At 66.9% G+C, this 16,916-nt stretch carries 16 protein-coding genes; 9 read left to right on the forward strand and 7 right to left on the reverse strand.

Annotation, left to right across the window (positions count from 1 at the left end; genetic code table 11):
* Positions 1-407: 407 nt before the first annotated feature.
* On the reverse strand, positions 408-1,046 hold the full coding sequence (locus ACVT6V_RS05495) for an SRPBCC family protein (RefSeq protein WP_489898801.1): 639 nt from the start codon (positions 1,044-1,046) through the stop codon (positions 408-410).
* A gap of 233 nt (positions 1,047-1,279) precedes the next feature.
* On the opposite strand from ACVT6V_RS05495, the gene ACVT6V_RS05500 reads away from it, so the two are divergent.
* From ACVT6V_RS05500 to ACVT6V_RS05515, 4 genes are all read left to right on the forward strand, one after another.
* Positions 1,280-3,286 (forward strand): aconitate hydratase, encoded by a 2,007-nt coding sequence (locus ACVT6V_RS05500; protein ID WP_489898802.1) that lies wholly within the window; start codon positions 1,280-1,282, stop codon positions 3,284-3,286.
* A gap of 354 nt (positions 3,287-3,640) precedes the next feature.
* The gene (locus tag ACVT6V_RS05505; RefSeq protein WP_489898803.1) at positions 3,641-3,964 is read left to right on the forward strand and encodes an ArsR/SmtB family transcription factor; all 324 of its coding nucleotides are present in this window, start codon (positions 3,641-3,643) and stop codon (positions 3,962-3,964) included.
* Positions 3,961-5,076, forward strand: a complete 1,116-nt coding sequence (gene arsB / locus ACVT6V_RS05510) for an ACR3 family arsenite efflux transporter (protein WP_489898804.1) — start codon at positions 3,961-3,963, stop codon at positions 5,074-5,076. Before ACVT6V_RS05505 ends, arsB begins: the two co-directional genes overlap by 4 nt.
* Positions 5,069-5,485, forward strand: a complete 417-nt coding sequence (locus ACVT6V_RS05515) for an arsenate-mycothiol transferase ArsC (protein ID WP_489898805.1) — start codon at positions 5,069-5,071, stop codon at positions 5,483-5,485. Before arsB ends, ACVT6V_RS05515 begins: the two co-directional genes overlap by 8 nt.
* 1 nt (position 5,486) lies before the next feature.
* Here ACVT6V_RS05515 and ACVT6V_RS05520 read toward each other — a convergent pair whose 3' ends face one another.
* Entirely contained in the window at positions 5,487-5,975 is a 489-nt protein-coding gene (locus ACVT6V_RS05520; RefSeq protein ID WP_489898806.1) for an ArsI/CadI family heavy metal resistance metalloenzyme, read from the reverse strand.
* Between the two features lie 101 nt (positions 5,976-6,076).
* Here ACVT6V_RS05520 and ACVT6V_RS05525 point away from each other — a divergent pair, with 101 nt between their 5' ends.
* Complete coding sequence (locus tag ACVT6V_RS05525; RefSeq protein WP_489898807.1) at positions 6,077-6,433, forward strand: Rv2640c family ArsR-like transcriptional regulator; 357 nt, start codon at positions 6,077-6,079, stop codon at positions 6,431-6,433.
* Between the two features lie 52 nt (positions 6,434-6,485).
* The gene (locus ACVT6V_RS05530; protein WP_489898808.1) at positions 6,486-8,210 is read left to right on the forward strand and encodes a plasmid pRiA4b ORF-3 family protein; all 1,725 of its coding nucleotides are present in this window, start codon (positions 6,486-6,488) and stop codon (positions 8,208-8,210) included.
* Positions 8,211-8,491: 281 nt separating this feature from the next.
* On the opposite strand, the gene ACVT6V_RS05535 is transcribed toward ACVT6V_RS05530, so the two are convergent.
* Positions 8,492-9,430: an NADP-dependent oxidoreductase gene (locus tag ACVT6V_RS05535; protein WP_489898809.1), complete on the reverse strand. Its 939-nt coding sequence runs from the start codon at positions 9,428-9,430 to the stop codon at positions 8,492-8,494.
* A gap of 31 nt (positions 9,431-9,461) precedes the next feature.
* The gene (locus ACVT6V_RS05540) at positions 9,462-10,070 is read right to left on the reverse strand and encodes a helix-turn-helix transcriptional regulator (RefSeq protein WP_489898810.1); all 609 of its coding nucleotides are present in this window, start codon (positions 10,068-10,070) and stop codon (positions 9,462-9,464) included.
* A 164-nt stretch (positions 10,071-10,234) separates the two neighbouring features.
* Between ACVT6V_RS05540 and ACVT6V_RS05545 the strand changes: the two genes are divergently transcribed.
* The gene (locus ACVT6V_RS05545; protein WP_489898811.1) at positions 10,235-10,981 is read left to right on the forward strand and encodes an MSMEG_1198 family transcriptional regulator; all 747 of its coding nucleotides are present in this window, start codon (positions 10,235-10,237) and stop codon (positions 10,979-10,981) included.
* 30 nt (positions 10,982-11,011) lie between these two features.
* On the opposite strand, the gene ACVT6V_RS05550 is transcribed toward ACVT6V_RS05545, so the two are convergent.
* The 3 genes from ACVT6V_RS05550 to ACVT6V_RS05560 form a co-directional block, all read right to left on the reverse strand.
* Positions 11,012-11,482, reverse strand: a complete 471-nt coding sequence (locus ACVT6V_RS05550; RefSeq protein ID WP_489898812.1) for a hypothetical protein — start codon at positions 11,480-11,482, stop codon at positions 11,012-11,014.
* A 97-nt stretch (positions 11,483-11,579) separates the two neighbouring features.
* Complete coding sequence (locus ACVT6V_RS05555) at positions 11,580-12,671, reverse strand: inositol-3-phosphate synthase (RefSeq protein WP_489898813.1); 1,092 nt, start codon at positions 12,669-12,671, stop codon at positions 11,580-11,582.
* Positions 12,664-13,368: a PadR family transcriptional regulator gene (locus ACVT6V_RS05560; RefSeq protein WP_489898814.1), complete on the reverse strand. Its 705-nt coding sequence runs from the start codon at positions 13,366-13,368 to the stop codon at positions 12,664-12,666. The genes ACVT6V_RS05555 and ACVT6V_RS05560 overlap by 8 nt, the downstream gene beginning before the upstream one ends.
* A gap of 635 nt (positions 13,369-14,003) precedes the next feature.
* Between ACVT6V_RS05560 and ACVT6V_RS05565 the strand changes: the two genes are divergently transcribed.
* Positions 14,004-14,393 carry a DUF5318 family protein gene (locus ACVT6V_RS05565; RefSeq protein WP_286322152.1) on the forward strand — a complete coding sequence of 130 codons (390 nt, stop codon included), beginning with the start codon at positions 14,004-14,006 and terminating at the stop codon, positions 14,391-14,393.
* Between the two features lie 183 nt (positions 14,394-14,576).
* Entirely contained in the window at positions 14,577-16,895 is a 2,319-nt protein-coding gene (locus ACVT6V_RS05570) for a transglycosylase domain-containing protein (RefSeq protein ID WP_489898815.1), read from the forward strand.
* Positions 16,896-16,916 lie beyond the last annotated feature (21 nt).

Here is a 16,916-nt window from a genome sequence, read left to right on the forward strand (position 1 = left end):
TGCCGAGCCGCACCCATCCGCTGGTCGAGTAGGTGCCGAGCCGTACCCATCCGCTGGTCGAGTAGGTGCGAGCCGCTAGGCGAGGTACCGTATCGAGACCTCCTGCGGCATGCGGGGTCTCGATGTGCGACTCACTTCGTTCGCTGCAACTCGACCAGCGTTGTGGTGCCCGTCCGTTCCGCTGGTCGAGTAGGTGCCGAGCCGTTAGGCGAGGTACCGTATCGAGACCTCTTGTGGCATGTGCGGGGTCTCGATATGCGACTCACTTCGTTCGCTGCTACTCGACGATCGGTTGTGGTGCCCGTCCGTTCCGCTGGTCGAGTGGGTGCCGAGCGGCTAGGCGAGGGACCGTATCGAGACCTCTTGTGGCATGTGGGGTCTCGATACGCGACTCACTTCGTTCGCTGTTACTCGACCAGCGAGTGGGGGTCCCGACTCGCCAACATCTCCGCCCGATCCCTGATCCCGTACAACATCTTCCGCTCCATGACCAGCGAACCCGGTTCCATCGGGAGCATCCCGATCTTGTCGCGCCACCGCGGCAGCCGAAACCGGTTACGGCTGATCAGTCGGGTGGTGCCGTCACCGCGGTCGACGAGGGTGAACGCCCACACCCAGTTTCCGTCGCTCGACCGGGTCGCGAACGCCCGTCCCGGATCGGCGACCTGCACGAGCATCCGATTGGCTCCCAGCCCGATCACATCGCCCAGCTTCGGATGCTGGAACTCGTCGAGCACATGATCGGCGCTGTGCATGTGCAGGCCCAGCAGGTTCTCGATCCAGTCATAGGTGTACGCGCCACCGCGGGGATCTGGACCCATCTGGGCCAGCCACGGGTAGACGCAGTCGGGTGGCGCCAGGACCGTGATGGCCCGCGTCGACACCCCGTCGGGGTCGGGTAGCAGGTCGTCGCCCGGCAGGTCCGCGACGACCTCCTCCGGCGTGGCGCCCCAGTTGAGGATCGGCTGTCGCAGAAATCGTTGATAGCCCACCGCCGCCGCGCCGGCAGCCAGTGCTCCGGTGGCGAGGACCAATCCGGTGTTCATACCTTCAGCATGCGCCGACGATCCGAACGTGTCGTGGGTCTTTGGACACCAGTCATGGCGCGACTGCGGCCGAGCTGGAACCATGGAGGACAGTCCGAGCGCAACGCCAGGTCGCGTCGCAGTGTTCGGGCCCGCGGTCCGGGCCCCACCGACGGTTCGACGACAGCCCTTGCTCGGACCCGAGCTGTCGGGAGACTCGTCGCTGCGAACCGATGTGGCGGAGGAGTTGCGTCATGCCTGAGAACGTCGCCCGCAAGCTCATCGGATCGCACCTGGAGTCCGGGGAGATGACCCCCGGCGAGGAGATCGCGATCCGCATCGATCAGACCCTCACCCAGGACGCCACCGGCACCCTGGTGATGCAGGAACTCGAAGCGCTCGAGCTCGACCGTGCCCGCACCGAGGTCAGCGTCCAATACGTCGATCACAACCTGTTGCAGACCGACGAGAAGAATGCGGAGGATCACGAGTACCTGCGGACCGCGTGCCAACGATTCGGGCTGTGGTTCTCCAAACCGGGCAACGGGGTCTCCCATCCCACTCACATGCAGCGATTCGGTATACCCGGCAAGACGATGGTCGGTTCGGATTCACACACCCCGGCGGCGGGCTCGCTGGGGATGCTGGCGATCGGTGTCGGCGGCCTGGAGGTCGCGCTGGCGATCACCGGCCGTCCGCTCAACATCCGGATGCCCGAGATCTGGGGGATTCGGCTGGAGGGTGAACTGCCGGAATGGTGTTCGGCCAAGGACGTGATCCTGGAGATGCTGCGACGCCACGATGTGAAGGGCGGCGTGAACCGGATCATCGAATATCACGGCCCGGGGCTGGCGGGTCTGACGGCGATGGACCGGCATGTCATCGCCAACATGGGCGCCGAATTGGGTGCCACCACATCGGTGTTCCCCAGCGACGACGCGGTCCGCGAGTTCCTCGCCGCTGAAGGCCGCGAGGACGACTGGTCCGAACTCGTCGCCGACGACGCCGCCACGTACGACATCTCCGACACCATCGACCTGAGTGAGATAGAACCGCTCATCGCGAAGCCGTCGTCGCCGGGCAATGTCGTCACGGTCCGTGAGGTCGCCGGTGAGGACATCTCCCAGGTGGTCATCGGGTCGAGTGCCAACCCCGGCCTGCGGGACTTCGCGATCGCCGCCGCGATGGTCGAGGGTCGGCAGACCGCGCCGCAGGTGAGCTTCGACGTGAACCCGACCTCGCGGGAGATCCTCACCGACCTCACCAAGATGGGTGCGACCGCCAATCTGGTGATCGGCGGTGCCCGCATCCATCAGGCCGGGTGCATGGGCTGCATCGGTATGGGCCAGGCCCCGGCGACCGGCCGTAACTCGTTGCGCACCATGCCGCGTAACTTTCCGGGACGTTCGGGTACCAAGGAGGATTCGGTCTGGTTGTGCTCGCCCGAGACGGCCGCCGCATCCGCGCTCACCGGCGTGATCACCGACCCACGCGATTGGGCCGCCGACGTCGGCATGGCCTACCCGAACATCGAATATCCGCAACAACATTCGATCAACACGGCGATGCTCGTGGAACCGTTGCCGGCCGACGAGGCGGCGAAGGTGCAGCCGGTGAAGGGACCCAACATCTCCAGCCTGCCCGAGCTCGACGACCTGCCCGACGAGATCGAGGTCCCGGTGCTGCTCAAGGTCGGCGACAACATCTCCACCGACGAGATCTCCCCGGCCGGGGCGCGGGCGCTGCCGTTCCGTTCCAACATCCCCAAGCTCGCCGAGTTCAGTTTCACCCAGATCGACGAGAGCTACCCGGAACGGGCCCGAGCCGCCGAGTCCGGCCACATCATCGTCGGTGGTGAGAACTATGGGCAGGGATCGTCGCGCGAGCACGCCGCGATCGCACCCCGGCACCTGGGCCTGCGTGTGGTGCTCGCCAAGTCCTTCGCCCGCATCCACTGGCAGAACCTGGCGAACTTCGGGGTGCTGGCCGTCGAGTTCGACGACCCGGCCGATTACGACGCCATCGACCAGGACGACGTGCTGCACCTGGAGAACCTGCGCGACACCCTGGGGTCCAAGGATGCGCTCACGGTCCACAATGTGACCAAGGACCGCAGCTTCACCGTGCAGCATCGGCTGTCCCCGCGACAGGTAGCCGACGTCCTGGCCGGTGGGCTGATCCCGCGGCTGGCGGCCGAGGAGCACTCCGACGAGCACTCGGAGGAGGAGACGGTGCTGCAGGACAGTGGGGAGATCAGTTAGCCCGCTGGCTGTGGGAGCCTGCCACCCGGTCCCTGGAGCTGAGGACCCCGGAGCATTACTGCCCCCGGTCCCTGAGGAACCCCGGTGCGCCAGCGGAGGGGTGCCACGAAGGGCCCTTCGTGACGCTCGCAGGCTCGCTCCTCAGGGACCGGGTGGGGCGTTCGCAGGCTCGCTCCTCAGGGACCGGGTAGGACGCTCGCAGGCTCGCTCCTCAGGGACCGGGTAGGACGCTCGCAGGCTCGCTCCTCAGGGACCGGGTAGGACGCTCGCAGGCTGATCCTCAGGGAGCGGGTGGGGACAGTGCGCCCCGCACCCACCTCGACGCGCTGTATCGAACTATGTCAATATCGACGCATGTCGATTCAGACCGAACCCGACCTGGTGGCGGCCGCGGCGGGATTGAAGGCACTGGGTGACCCGGTGCGGTTGCGGTTGCTGCGGGAGGTCGCGGCGCGGCCCGGCGGAGAGTCGTGCGTCTGCGATCTGCTCTGCCTGTTCGAGCTGTCGCAACCGACCATCTCGCACCACCTGAAGGTGCTCCGTGAAGCCGGGTTGCTGACCAGCGAGCGGCGGGGCACGTGGGTGTACTACCGCGTGGTGCCGAACGCGGTGCGCACCCTCGGCGACGTCCTTACGTCGATGTCCGAGGTGGCCGGCGAACCGAAGGAATGTCGATGAATCAGGGGGCGTCGACGGCCGTGGTGGGCAAACTATCGGTGCTGGACCGGTTCCTGCCCGTGTGGATCGGCGTGGCGATGGTTGCCGGTCTGCTGCTGGGACGGCTGATCCCCGGGATCGGGGACGCGTTGAGCGCGGTCGAGGTGGACGGCATTTCGCTGCCGATCGCGCTCGGGCTGCTGGTGATGATGTATCCGGTGCTGGCCAAGGTGCGCTACGACCGGCTCGATTCGGTCACCGGCGATCGTCGCCTCCTGATCGGTTCGCTGGTGCTCAACTGGGTGATCGGGCCGGCACTGATGTTCGCCCTCGCCTGGCTCCTGCTGCCCGACCTGCCCGAATACCGCACCGGACTGATCGTGGTGGGCCTCGCCCGCTGTATCGCCATGGTGATCATCTGGAATGACCTCGCCTGCGGTGACCGCGAGGCCGCGGCGGTGCTGGTCGCGATCAACTCGGTCTTCCAGGTGGCCATGTTCGCGGTTCTGGGCTGGTTCTACCTCTCGGTCCTGCCCGGTTGGCTGGGTCTGGAGACCACCGGGATCGACACCTCGCCGTGGGAGATCGCCAAGTCGGTGCTGATCTTCCTCGGTATCCCGCTGGTGGCCGGCTTCGCCACCCGATGGTTCGGCGAGAAGGCCAAGGGCCGTGAGTGGTACGAGGAACGCCTGCTGCCGCGCCTGGGCCCGTGGGCGCTGTACGGCCTGCTGTTCACCATCGTCGTGCTGTTCGCATTGCAGGGTGATCAGATCACCTCCCACCCGTGGGACGTGGTGCGCATCGCGCTGCCGTTGCTCGCGTACTTCGCGATCATGTGGGGTGGCGGCTACCTGTACGGCCTCGTGGCGCGCCTCGGCTACGCCCGGACCACGACCATGGCGTTCACCGCCGCAGGCAACAACTTCGAACTGGCCATCGCCGTCGCGATCGGCACCTGGGGTGCGGCGTCCGGACAGGCGTTGGCCGGGGTCGTCGGACCACTCATCGAGGTGCCCGTCCTGGTCGCGCTCGTCTACGTGTCGTTGGCACTGCGACGCCGCTGGCATGCCGATCAGCATCAACCGCCATACGAGGCGGACCGCACGGAAGATGCGGTGGCGCAGCATGACTGAGCGGCCGTCGGTGGTGTTCGTCTGTGTGTCCAACCGGGGCAAGTCGGTGATGGCCGAGGCGCTGATGCGCCACCGCGCCGGAGACGCGGTGGCGGCATCGTCGGCCGGGACCGAGGCGAAGATCGGTGGCACGGTCAACGAACTGTCCCGCCAGGTGCTCGACGAGGTGGGCGCCGACGTCACCGGCCACCAGCCCCGTCAACTCACCGACGACATCATGCAAGCCGCCGACCTCGTGGTGGTCGTCGGCACGGCCGAGGTCCACCCGCCCGCCGGCGTGGCGCTGGAGACCTGGGACACCGACGAACCGTCGCTGCGCGGGATCGACGGCATCGAACGGATGCGGCTGATCCGTGACGACATCGCCGCCCGCGTCGACGACCTCGCCGGCCGGCTCACCGCGGACTGACTCAGCAGCAGGCAGCGGCCCGCCCGGTGGTTCCGGGCTCACTCTGGGCACTGCCCCCGCAGCAGGTCGAGGCGGTGGTGGCTGCGGCACCGTCGGCGAGAAGGTTGGGGCTGGTTCCGAACTCGTCGGTGTCGGCGAGCTTGGTGTAGACCTCCCACTTCTCCCCGGCAGGCCCGGTCACCCACACCTTGTCTTGCGTGGCGAAACAACAGGTCGTGTTCATCTCCTCCTGCGTGAACAATCCGGCATCGGACAGTCGGGCGATCTCACCGTGCACCTGCTGACTGGATTCGACCTCGACGCCGAGATGATTGATCGTCCCGCCCTGTCCGGGATTCTCGATCAGCACCAGCTTCAGCGGGGGTTCGGCGACCGCGAAGTTCGCGTAGCCCGGCTTGCGTTTGGCCGGTTCGGTGTTGAAGAGCTTGCCGTAGAACGTGATCGCGGTTTCCAGGTCGTCGACGTTGAGCGCGAGTTGTATGCGTGACATGTCAGGCACCTCCACCTGTGAGACATATGTCGAATTTATTGGGACCTCACCAGACTCCCACCTTTTCGACATATGTCAAGATCCTGGAGTACTCTGGTCGCATGCCGAAGACATTGCCGGTGATCGATATCAGCGCGCCGATCTGCTGTGCCCCGGTGTCGGCGGCGCCGATGGACGACGATGCCGCGCTCGAGGTGGCGTTGCGGCTCAAGGCGCTGGCCGATCCGGCGCGCATCCGGCTGATGTCGATCCTGCTGAGCGACGAGGCCGGCGAGGTGTGCACGTGTGAGCTCGCCCCGGCACTGGGCCTGTCCGAGGCGACGGTCAGCCACCATCTGACCCAATTGCGTAAGGCCGGCATGGTGGAGTCGCGTCGTCAGGGAATGAACGTCTACCACCGGGCGCGCACCGACTCGCTCGAAGCATTGCGGCAGGTCCTCGACATCTCGTGCTGCTGAGCAGCCTGGTGCTGCGCCACTCGGCGTCCTGACTTCACTAGACTTGGTCGCGATGAGTTCCTCGGACAAGCGGGCCAGGCGCGCGAAGCGGGCGCAGAAGTCACGCAAACAGCGATCGGGTGCCCAGCACGATTCGGTACGGTTCCTTCACTCGACGGCCGAGCGTGACCGCCTGCTGCAGGCGTTCGGTGTTTGGCTCGTCGAAACCAATGTCGAACACGACCCCGAGCAGTGCAACATGGTGGTCGACGTCGCGGCGGGGGCGATGGCCGAGCTGTCCGAACTGCATCGCGGCACGTTCTCCGAAACCGCGTGGACCGAAGCGGATATCGAGGCCGCACTCAGCTATGCCAGGGAGGTCGACGAGGACGACGCGGTCAAGCAGGCCGCGACGGTACTCATGGCCCTGAGTCTGCGTATGTTCCTCGACTTTCTCGAGGACACCGGCAGGTGGACCGGCACGAGCGAGGCCTGGGAACGGGTGCTGTCGGTGGCCGAGACCAGGCTCGTCGACGACGTACCGGAGTTGCAGGTCCAGATCGAGGACGTCGATCCGGCCATCGAGGAGGCGGTGCTGGACGGTCTGGGGGTGGCCGGACGTCTCCGTTCGCTGCTGGATTGGATCGGCAGGCAACGGCCGGTCACCGGGGCGGGATGGCTCAAGCCCGCGTTGGTGCCGGAGCTGGCCCGGGTACTGGACTTCGACATGTCGGCCGAACCGTCGAGGATGAGCGACCATAATGGTTTGGCCGAGCTGTGGATGCAGGCACGGCAACTCGAACTCATCGAGGTCACCAGCACACAGGCCAGGCCCGGCCCGAAGATGCACCAGTGGCGGTCGGGGCCGCGACTCGAGTTGCTGCGCGAGGCCGCGACGCTGGATCTCGACGCGACGCTGACGGGTCGGACGCGATACATGCCCGTCGAGGCCGCGGAGATGATCCGGTCGTATCTGTATCACGGCATCACCGGTACGCCGTTGGCGCCCAACGCCTTCGAAGAGATCGGCCAGCAACTTGAGGTGTTGGACCCTCAGCTCACCTCGGTCATCCGGAGGCGACTCGACGAGCTGATCGACGAGGGTTGGCTGCGCGAGAACGGTGAGGGCTACTACGAGGTGCCGATGGCGTTGCGCCCCGTCGTCGCCGAGCTGCTTACCGGGGAGGACGATCCCGCGCCACTGGGCGATCCTGTACCACCGGGCACGATGACCGTCCGTATGGAGATGCCGTACATCGATCCGCCTGTCTGGCGACGAATCGAGGTGTCCAGCCAACTCAGGCTCATCGACATGCACATCGTCATCCAGTCACTCATGTCGTGGAATGAAGGCCACCTGCACCAGTTCACTTATCGAGACAAGCGCGGCATCGTGCGTTTCGGGCCGGGGCAGGCCTTCGAGATGGGGGCTGGACTGTCTGCCGACGTCATCGCCGAGGACGGCGTCTCCGTCGGCACGCTGCTCACCCGACCAGGGGACGAGCTGCTCTACGAATACGATTTCGGCGACGGCTGGCAGGTGCGGCTCGTTCTCGAGGCGGTGAGTCCTGCCGACGACATGCTGGTCCGCGTCACCGACGGTGGCGGCATGGCACCGCTGGACGACGTCGGCGGGCCGGGCGGCTGGGCGTACTTCATCGAGGCGGTCACCAACCCGGCCCACCCGGATCACCAGGACCGCCGCGAGTGGGGCGGGCTGTCGCCGACGGAGTCCTTCGACCCGACGTTCTTCGACCCGGTGGCGGCCGACCGTGTGCTGCAACGACTCACCCCGTGAGGCGTCCGCGCACCTGGCCGGATTTTTCTTCACGATGTGCACACCTGACGATGTCCGCGCGGCGATCGCTCTGATGGAGCGCATGCGTAGCACGACGACGAGTTCCTGTCGGAGGCCGACGCGATCTTCGGTGTCCGACTGTTCCTTGATTACCTGTGCCGGACCGATCAATGGACCGGTACGAAGGAGAGCTGGGAGTCGTCGATCGCGGTCGCAGACCACAGGCTCGGCGACGCGACGAAGTGAGGGGCGTTCGCGAGCACCATGTGCGAACCGGCGTCTCAGCAGGTGAGCGCCACCTTCCCACCAGGATGGCCGGCGCTGACGAACTCCAGCGCCGCCCGCGCGTCGACCAGTGGATAGGTCCGGGCCATCGGGACCACGAGCCGGCCCTCCCCGGCGAGCTGCACCAGGTCACCCCGCACGGCATCACGGAACGCCAGACTCTCCGGCTGCGCCCCGCCGAGCGCGACGAAACCCTCGGCAGCCGCACGCCCCGCCGCCACGATGGTGACGATCCGGGTGCTGTCGCCGACCAGCTCCAGCGACGTGTCGATCGCCTCGTCGGTGCCCGCGGCGTCGAGCGCGGCAGCCACGCAGTCGGGCGCCGCGGCGCGGACGCGATCGGCCAGTCCGGGTCCGTATTCGACTGGGATGCCACCGAATTCGCGGACCCGATCGAGGCTGTGGGCGCCCGCGGTACCGATCGCCGTGATCCCACGCAGACGAGCCAGCTGCAACACCGCGACACCGACCGCCCCCGATGCGGCGTGCAGCAGAAGTGTCTCACCGCGTTCCGCCCGCGCCGCGCGGAGCATGTCGGCGGCCGTGCAGCCGGCCAGCAGCAGATTGGCGGCTTCCGGGAAGTCGAGGCCGGCCGGTTTGGCGAAGACCTTCTCGGCCGGCACCGTGACCGCCCCCGCGTAGCCGCCGCGAATCCGGAACGCCAGCACCTTGTCGCCGACAGCTCCTGCGCCCGAAGCGATCTCGGTGCCCGCGCCGATCTCGACGATTTCGCCGGCGACCTCGTAGCCGATGGGCAGTGGCAGCACGGACGGGTCGTCGGCCCGCAGGGCGTGTTTGAGGTCGGCGGGGTTCACCCCGGCCGCTCGGACCGCGATGGTCACCTCGCCGGGTCCGGGCGGGGTGAGTTCGTCGTCGATCAGGGCAAAGTCATCGAGTCCGCCGAAACCCGTGGCCACCCACCGCTGTGTGCGCATGCCGCCCACGTTACGGACTCGGCATCGCCCGTCACATGGCCAGCTGCTCCGGCCGCAGCCAGCCGTCGGCCATGAACTGCAGGAGCAGTTGGGCCTTGTTGCCGACCGGGCGTCCGGCCTCGCAGTAGCGATGTGACACGCGTCGGTAATGTGCGCGCACCGTGCTCTCGGCAACGTAGTGCAATTCCGACGTCTGCCGCAGGGTGGCGCCGAGCGCATAGGTGCTGAGGATCTCGAGTTCCCGCCGGGTCACGTTCACGCGGCTGCGCAGCTCCGGGGTGAGCCGGGCGGCCTCCTCGAGGAGTTGCTGCAACTGCCGTGCGGCCAGTGGCGAATTGTCGATCGCGACGCCCGGGGCATCACGGATGTCGATCCCGATCGCGGCGATGACGCATCGCTGCATGCCGCGTCGGCTGCGTAGCTTGGCCAGCTTGTCGTCCGACCGGACGATGGCCACGGTCGCCGGCGGCGGATTCGGGGTGGTGTCGAGATCGAGGATCACTGCATGAAACCCCAGTCGCTCCACCAGCGTGAGCAGGGCCGCGTCGGTGAGGTCACGCTCGGCGATGACCGCGACCATCGGAGGTGTGGGCAACGGATGAAGCGGTACCCGGAGGTTCCGATCGATCTGACTGGTCATGAGCTCCCCTGCGGCTCTGGATGGACGATGTGAATCAAGCTTCGGTCCTCGCACCGACAGGATCAGCTGTTTTTGCGACCAATCTGTCGAAGTTTGTGGCGCGGGAGCACCCAAATGAGCAGTTGGTATGTCACATTGCGCATGATTTCCGGAAAGGAGGCAAGATGACGCATGTGAGTGATGGTTTGCGGATTCTTGTCGCCTCGCCGCTGGGGCGGGTCGTCGCGGCACCGTTGGAGTCGGGTTTCGGTGACGTGACCGTCGTCGTGGCCGCCGACCAGGACGAGTTCGTCCGCAGCGTCGCGGGTCGGGTGCGCTTCGACGTCGTGGTGGCCGACCTCATCTGGAACCGCCCCGACACCGAATGGGCGTTCGACGGCCTCGACGCGATCGACGCGCTGCGCAACGCCGACCGGCTGGCGCCGGTGCTGCTGGCCACGCAGGGGCACAGCATGGAACGTGATCACCTCGAAGAGGCGCGCCTGCGCCCCGAGGTGTCCGGGGTGTTCGCGAAGTCCGACGGACTGATGCCGCTGATGAGCGCGATCCGGACCGCTGCGCTGGGGCAGCGGTTGACCGCGTCGCCGCCGGCGACCCGTCGGCCACCTCTCTACGAACTGTTCGTCGGCCGTCGCGGTCACACGGCAGCCCGGTTGGCGGGTGCGATCGCCTCAGGCAACGCATCCGATACCGCGACGCTCGCGGCCGCCGCCAAGGTGTCGCCGAACACCGCGAACAAACTCACCAGCCACTACCTCGGGCCGATCATCACCAAGCGCGGCGAGCAGGACGAATTTCTGCCGATGACCCAGGCGGTCGTCTATCGCTGGTGTGGTGTCCACGCGCGCTACATCATCAGCTGGTGCCGACGGCACGGGCATTCGGATGTGCTGGCGGAGCTGCGGTACTGACCGCGGCCGGGCTGGAAGGGTTCCTTCCGCTCAGTTGAGGTGGCCGGTCAGTTGGTAGGTGTGGGGCGCGTCGGTCGGTGACGAATACAGCGACACCTCGGTGAACGTGCCGTTGCGGGGTTTGCCGAGCCACAGACCCACCTGCTGGGTGACCACAGCACCGCTCGCGCAATCGGGGACGCAGACCTTGCGGTGCTCGGTGCCCAGTCCCGTGGCCCACGCATCGGTCCAGCCGAGCCAGGTGATGTCGGTGACGATCACACCGGCGTCGCCGCAGAAGATGGACGCGAGGGTTTGCGGGGCGATCAGCTTCGATCCGTCGCAGCCCGCGACAACAGTGGTCGCCGGTGTCGGAGCGGCGTGAACAGGGCCGGCTCCGAGGACGAGACCGAGGCTGGCGGCGCCGAGCGACACGAGCGCCCGAAGGTGAAACGATCCGCGACGCATGTCGATCAGTGTCGCACCTGCGGGCGGGTTCTCGACCCGGTTTCCCTCCCGCATGACCACAAACGTCCCCGTCAGCTGGGTCCGAGGGAGCATTCCCTTGGACGACGCTGACGGGGACGTTTGCGGTCAGTGAACTCGGTGCGTTGCCCGATCAGCCGCCGATGATGAACGCCTCGAGCTGCTGGCGCGCGACGTCGTCGGCGAGCTGCTGCGGCGGGCTCTTCATCAGGTAGGACGACGCGGGCAGGATCGGGCCGCCGATGCCGCGGTCCTTGGCGATCTTGGCCGCACGCACGGCGTCGATGATGATGCCGGCCGAGTTGGGCGAGTCCCAGACCTCGAGCTTGTACTCGAGGTTGATCGGGGCGTCGCCGAAGGCGCGACCTTCGAGGCGGACGTAGGCCCACTTGCGGTCGTCGAGCCACTCGACGTGGTCGGACGGGCCGATGTGGACGTTCTTGTCCTCGACCTTGCCGGCCAGCGAACCGGTGAGGTTCGAGGTGACGGCCTGGGTCTTGGAGACCTTCTTGGACTCCAGACGCTCACGCTCGAGCATGTTCTTGAAGTCCATGTTGCCGCCGACGTTGAGCTGGTAGGTGCGGTCCAGCGCGACGCCGCGATCCTCGAACAGCTTGGCCATCACGCGGTGGGTGATGGTGGCACCGACCTGGCTCTTGATGTCGTCGCCGACGATCGGCACACCGGCGTCGGTGAACTTCTGCGCCCACTCGGGGTCCGAGGCGATGAACACCGGCAGGGCGTTGACGAACGCGACGTTGGCGTCGATGGCGCACTGGGCGTAGAACTTGTCGGCCTGGTCCGAGCCCACCGGCAGGTAGGACACGAGGACGTCGACCTCGGCGTCGGTGAGCGCCTGCACGATGTCGGCACCGTCGCCGTCGGCCTCGGTGATGGTCTCGCGGTAGTACTTACCGAGACCGTCGAGGGTGTGGCCACGCTGCACGGTGACACCGGTCGGCGGCACGTCGGCGAGCTTGATGGTGTTGTTCTCGCTGGCGAAGATCGCGTCGGAGAGGTCGAAGCCGACCTTCTTGGCGTCGACGTCGAACGCGGCGACGAATTCGACGTCGCGGACGTGATACGGCCCGAACTTCACGTGCATCAGGCCGGGCACCGTCGAGTTCTCGTCGGCGTCCTTGTAGTACTGCACGCCCTGGACCAAGGATGAGGCGCAGTTTCCTACGCCCACAATGGCCACGCGCACCTTATTGGGCTCACCCATGGTCGGGTTCTCCTTCTACTCGGGGCATCGCAGATCGCTGCGCCACCGGTGTTTTCTCTTGTTCGGTTTCTTCTGGTCCCCCGTCACGGCTCTGCTCTGAGCCCGCAACACGGAAGTCTGTATCGGCGGTGTCGGTCAGCGGGTCGCGTCCCGGGTCCGCCATGTCCTCGTCGTGGTCGCCCGACGCCTCGGCGGCGATCAACTCGTTGAGCCAGCGCACCTCACGCTCGCTCGACTCGAGGCTGAGCTGATGCAGCTGACGGGTATAGCGGTCGACCGCCCGATTGGAACGTCCGACGATCTCCCGCAGGCCCTCACGGCGCTCTTCCACCTGGCGACGACGGCCTTCCAGGATGCGCATCCGCGCCACTGCCGGTGTCCGGCTGAAGAAGGCGAGGTGCACACCGAATCCGTCGTCGGTGTAGTTCTGCGGTCCGGTGTCGGCCACCAGTTCGGCGAACCGCACCCGACCCGAGTCGGTGAGCTGATATACGCGACGGCCGCGGCGCACCTTCATCCCGGCGGGTGTGCTGGCCTCGTCGATCAGGCCGTCGGCCTGCATCCGCCGCAGCGTCGGATAGAGCGAGCCATAAGAGAACGCGCGGAACGCGCCGAGCAGGCCGGTGAGACGTTTGCGCAGCTCGTAGCCGTGCATCGGCGACTCGAGGAGTAATCCGAGGACTGCGAGTTCCAGCACTGGCGCTCACCCTTCCCCGACCGCAGGTTTCCGATACGTCGGCGACACTGTTGCGCCGACACCTCGCTCTGATGTGATTCCCAATGTATCGCAGCGATATAACTTCCGTCTACAGCGGGGTGTCCTTCGCGTCGCCACCTGCTCCCTGAGGAGCCTCGCGAGGAACGAGCGATGCGTCACCACCCCGCCCCCGAGGAGCCTCCAGGCCTGCGAGCGATCCGTCACCCCCCGCTCCCTGAGGAGCCTCGCGAGGACCGAGCGGTGCGTCACCACCCGCTCCCTGAGCGGCCTCCGAGCCCGCGAGGATGCGACACCACCCGATCCCTGAGGAGCCTCGCGAGGAACGAGCGATGCGTCACGAAGGGGCCGCCCCTTCGTGACGGCCCTCCGCTGGCGCTCCGGGCCTCCTCAGGGATCGGGTCGGGCTACGTCTGATCCCTGAGCGGGACCCACCTGCTCCCCTCCGAGCCTGCGAGGATGCGTCACCACCCGATCCCTGAGGAGCCTCGCGAGGAACGAGCGATGCGTCACGAAGGGCCGCCACCGGCAGGAACAGGATCAAGGCCACGACACGCCATCGATCGGGATGACGGTCACACCGACAGCCGCGAGGGTGACCACGTACCCTTGAACACGTGCAACGCCAGATCGTCGACTACGCCCTGCAGCGGCGGTCACGGCTGTCCGACGTCCACTCCGGACGGACTGCCGTGGCCGATGTCTGCGACGCGAGTCCGTATCTGCTGCGTGCGGCCAAATTCCACGGGCGGCCGTCGGCGACGTTGTGCCCGATCTGCCGGAAAGAGCAGGTCACGCTGGTGTCGTGGGTGTTCGGCGAGAAACTCGGGCAGGTGTCCGGATCCGCGCGAACCAACGACGAGATCGCCCGGCTGGCCACCTCCGCAGAAGAATTCTCGGTTCACGTGGTCGAGGTGTGCCGCACGTGCAGCTGGAACCATCTGGTCCAGTCGTACGTTGCAGGCTTGCCGCCACGTTCCACGCGCTCGCGACGGGTTGCCAAGTAACCCGAACGCGTGCGCACGGAGGTGTGCATCGGTACTGATGGCGGTCCCCGCCCGCGGTGCACGAGTGCGGAGACTTTGCCCGGACACCCCTCAGTAGGTCACAGTGGGGTAACGAGCTGAACGACGGAGACGGATTGTGAGTAGCGCTGACATGGTCGTGCGCAGGGAAAGGATGGTGGGACGATGAGCACGCGTGGCACGTCGTCCCCCGGCAACGGCGCAGGACGTTCATCGCGGCCGTCGGCCGACGACACGACGCGAAAGCGGCAGAAGTGGCTGGCCTGGGGCCTCGGCATCATCGGTGCCGCGGTGCCGGTCATCGCGCTGGTCGGCATCCTTGCCTTCATGCTCACCTACGTCGGCGCATCGGTGCCGGCGCCCGGTGACATCAAGCAGAACCAGGTCGCGACCATCACCTACTCGAACGGCAAGACCCTCGCCCGCGTGGTGCCGCCCGAGGGCAACCGGACCGACGTCAAGATCTCCGACATCCCCAAGTCGATGCAGGATGCCGTCATCGCCGCCGAGGACCGCGAGTTCCGCAGCAACAGCGGCTTCTCGATCCGCGGACTCTCACGTGCGGCGATCGGACAGGTCACCGGCAACGGCGGTGAGGCCGGTGGCGGTTCCACCATCACCCAGCAGTACGTGAAGAACGCCCTGGTCGGCGACGAGCACAGCTACGAGCGCAAGTTCAAGGAACTCGCGATCGCGACCAAGATGTCGAACGAGTGGTCCAAGGACGACATCATGGCCGCCTACCTCAACACCATCTACTTCGGGCGCGGCGCCTATGGGGTGTCGGCGGCATCGCAGGCCTACTTCCGCAAGGACATCAGCAAGATCACGACACCCGAGGCCGCCGTGCTGGCAGCCGCGATCCGCTCACCCTCGTACTACGACCCCGAGATCAATCCGGAGGCCGCCGAGGCGCGCTGGAACTATGTTCTCGACGGCATGGTGTCGACCGGCGCGCTCAGCCCGACCGAGCGTGCGGCGATGAAGTACCCCAAGGTGCCGGCGTCCCGGTCGCAGTCCGAGGACACCCCAGGCGCGAACGGGCTGATCAAGCGCCAGGTGCTCGCCGAGCTCGGTAGCCTCAACATCTCCGAACAACAGGTGCGGACCGAGGGCCTCAAGATCACCACCACGATCGACCCGCAGGTGCAGAGGTCGGTGGTGCAGGCGGCCAACGGCAAGCTCGAGGGCGAGCCCAAGAAGCTGCGCACCTCCGCGGTCTCCATCGATCCCCGCACCGGCGGCGTGAAGGGCTACTTCGGTGGCAACGACGCCAACGGCTGGGACTACGCCCAGGCCGGTCTGCAGACGGGGTCGTCGTTCAAGGTGTTCGCGCTGGTCGCGGCGCTCGAGCAGGACATGCCGCTGTCGAAGGTCTACAGCTCGGCGCCCTACGACGCGCCCGGCGGACTGACCGTGGAGAACTCCGACGGCGAGAGCTGCGGATCGTGCAACCTGGCAACCGCGATGAAGATGTCGCTGAACACCGTGTACTACCGGCTGATGATGGACCTCGACGGACAGGCCAAGGCCGTCGCCGAGGCCGCGCACAAGGCCGGTGTCGCGGAGAGCTTCGGCGACATCCAGCACACCTTGCAGAACAAGGACGGTGGTGTCGAGGGCGGTGTGGTCCTGGGCCAGTACCCGTCACGCGTGCTCGACATGGCCTCGTCGTATGCGACGCTTGCCGCCTCGGGTGTGCATCACGATCCGTACTTCGTCCAGAAGGTCGAGACCTCGGACGGCCAGGTGCTGTTCGACCGGCAGGCCAACCCGGGGGACCGGGTCTTTCCGGCCAAGGTCGCCGACAACGTGACCTCCGCTCTGGAACCGATCGCGGCCTACTCCAACGGGCATTCGCTGTCCGACCCGAACCTGGGCTCGCGGCCATCGGCGGCCAAGACCGGGACCGCGCAGCTCGGCGACACCGGCCAGAACAAGGACGCCTGGATGGTCGGCTACACGCCGCAACTGTCCACCGCCGTCTGGGTCGGCACTGACGACGGGACGGCGATCACCAACTACAGCGGATCGTCGATCTACGGCAGCATGCTGCCCTCCGACATCTGGCAGGCCGCGATGAACGGTGCGCTCGAGGGCAAGCCCATCCAGCAGTTCCCGGAACCGGAGGCTGTCGGCGGCCAGGCTGGTGTGCCCTACGAGCCGCCGCCGACCACCTACGATTCGCCGGCGACGACCGAGCGCGACCAAGGCCCCAGTCGTCGCCTCCCCGGCGACAGCGGCGACGGGAACATCACCATCGCACCCGGCGTGACGATCCCGCTTCCCGGTAACGCCGAGAACGGAAACGGCGGCGGCAATTCCGGTAACGGCAATTCCGGTGGCGGCAACGGCAACGGAAACGGCAATGGCAACGGTGCCGGCAACGGCAACGGCGCAACCGGGGGAGACACGGGCGGCGACACCGGTGGCGGTGACACCGGCACCGGCGGCGACATCCCGGAGCCACCCCCGCTCAACTGAGCCGACACCGTGGCAGCGGAG

The sequence above is a fragment of the Gordonia sp. LMA167 genome (assembly GCF_058130025.1).

Coding starts and splice junctions, on each gene's coding strand:
- ACVT6V_RS05525 (WP_489898807.1), top strand. CDS start 6,077: ATGCCGAAGACATTGCCGGTGATCGATATCAGCGCGCCGATCTGCTGT.
- ACVT6V_RS05505 (WP_489898803.1), top strand. CDS start 3,641: ATGTCGATTCAGACCGAACCCGACCTGGTGGCGGCCGCGGCGGGATTG.
- ACVT6V_RS05515 (WP_489898805.1), top strand. CDS start 5,069: ATGACTGAGCGGCCGTCGGTGGTGTTCGTCTGTGTGTCCAACCGGGGC.
- ACVT6V_RS05495 (WP_489898801.1), bottom strand. CDS start 1,046: ATGAACACCGGATTGGTCCTCGCCACCGGAGCACTGGCTGCCGGCGCG.
- arsB (WP_489898804.1), top strand. CDS start 3,961: ATGAATCAGGGGGCGTCGACGGCCGTGGTGGGCAAACTATCGGTGCTG.
- ACVT6V_RS05550 (WP_489898812.1), bottom strand. CDS start 11,482: ATGCGGGAGGGAAACCGGGTCGAGAACCCGCCCGCAGGTGCGACACTG.
- ACVT6V_RS05535 (WP_489898809.1), bottom strand. CDS start 9,430: ATGCGCACACAGCGGTGGGTGGCCACGGGTTTCGGCGGACTCGATGAC.
- ACVT6V_RS05545 (WP_489898811.1), top strand. CDS start 10,235: ATGACGCATGTGAGTGATGGTTTGCGGATTCTTGTCGCCTCGCCGCTG.
- ACVT6V_RS05555 (WP_489898813.1), bottom strand. CDS start 12,671: ATGGGTGAGCCCAATAAGGTGCGCGTGGCCATTGTGGGCGTAGGAAAC.
- ACVT6V_RS05520 (WP_489898806.1), bottom strand. CDS start 5,975: ATGTCACGCATACAACTCGCGCTCAACGTCGACGACCTGGAAACCGCG.
- ACVT6V_RS05570 (WP_489898815.1), top strand. CDS start 14,577: ATGAGCACGCGTGGCACGTCGTCCCCCGGCAACGGCGCAGGACGTTCA.
- ACVT6V_RS05540 (WP_489898810.1), bottom strand. CDS start 10,070: ATGACCAGTCAGATCGATCGGAACCTCCGGGTACCGCTTCATCCGTTG.
- ACVT6V_RS05530 (WP_489898808.1), top strand. CDS start 6,486: ATGAGTTCCTCGGACAAGCGGGCCAGGCGCGCGAAGCGGGCGCAGAAG.
- ACVT6V_RS05500 (WP_489898802.1), top strand. CDS start 1,280: ATGCCTGAGAACGTCGCCCGCAAGCTCATCGGATCGCACCTGGAGTCC.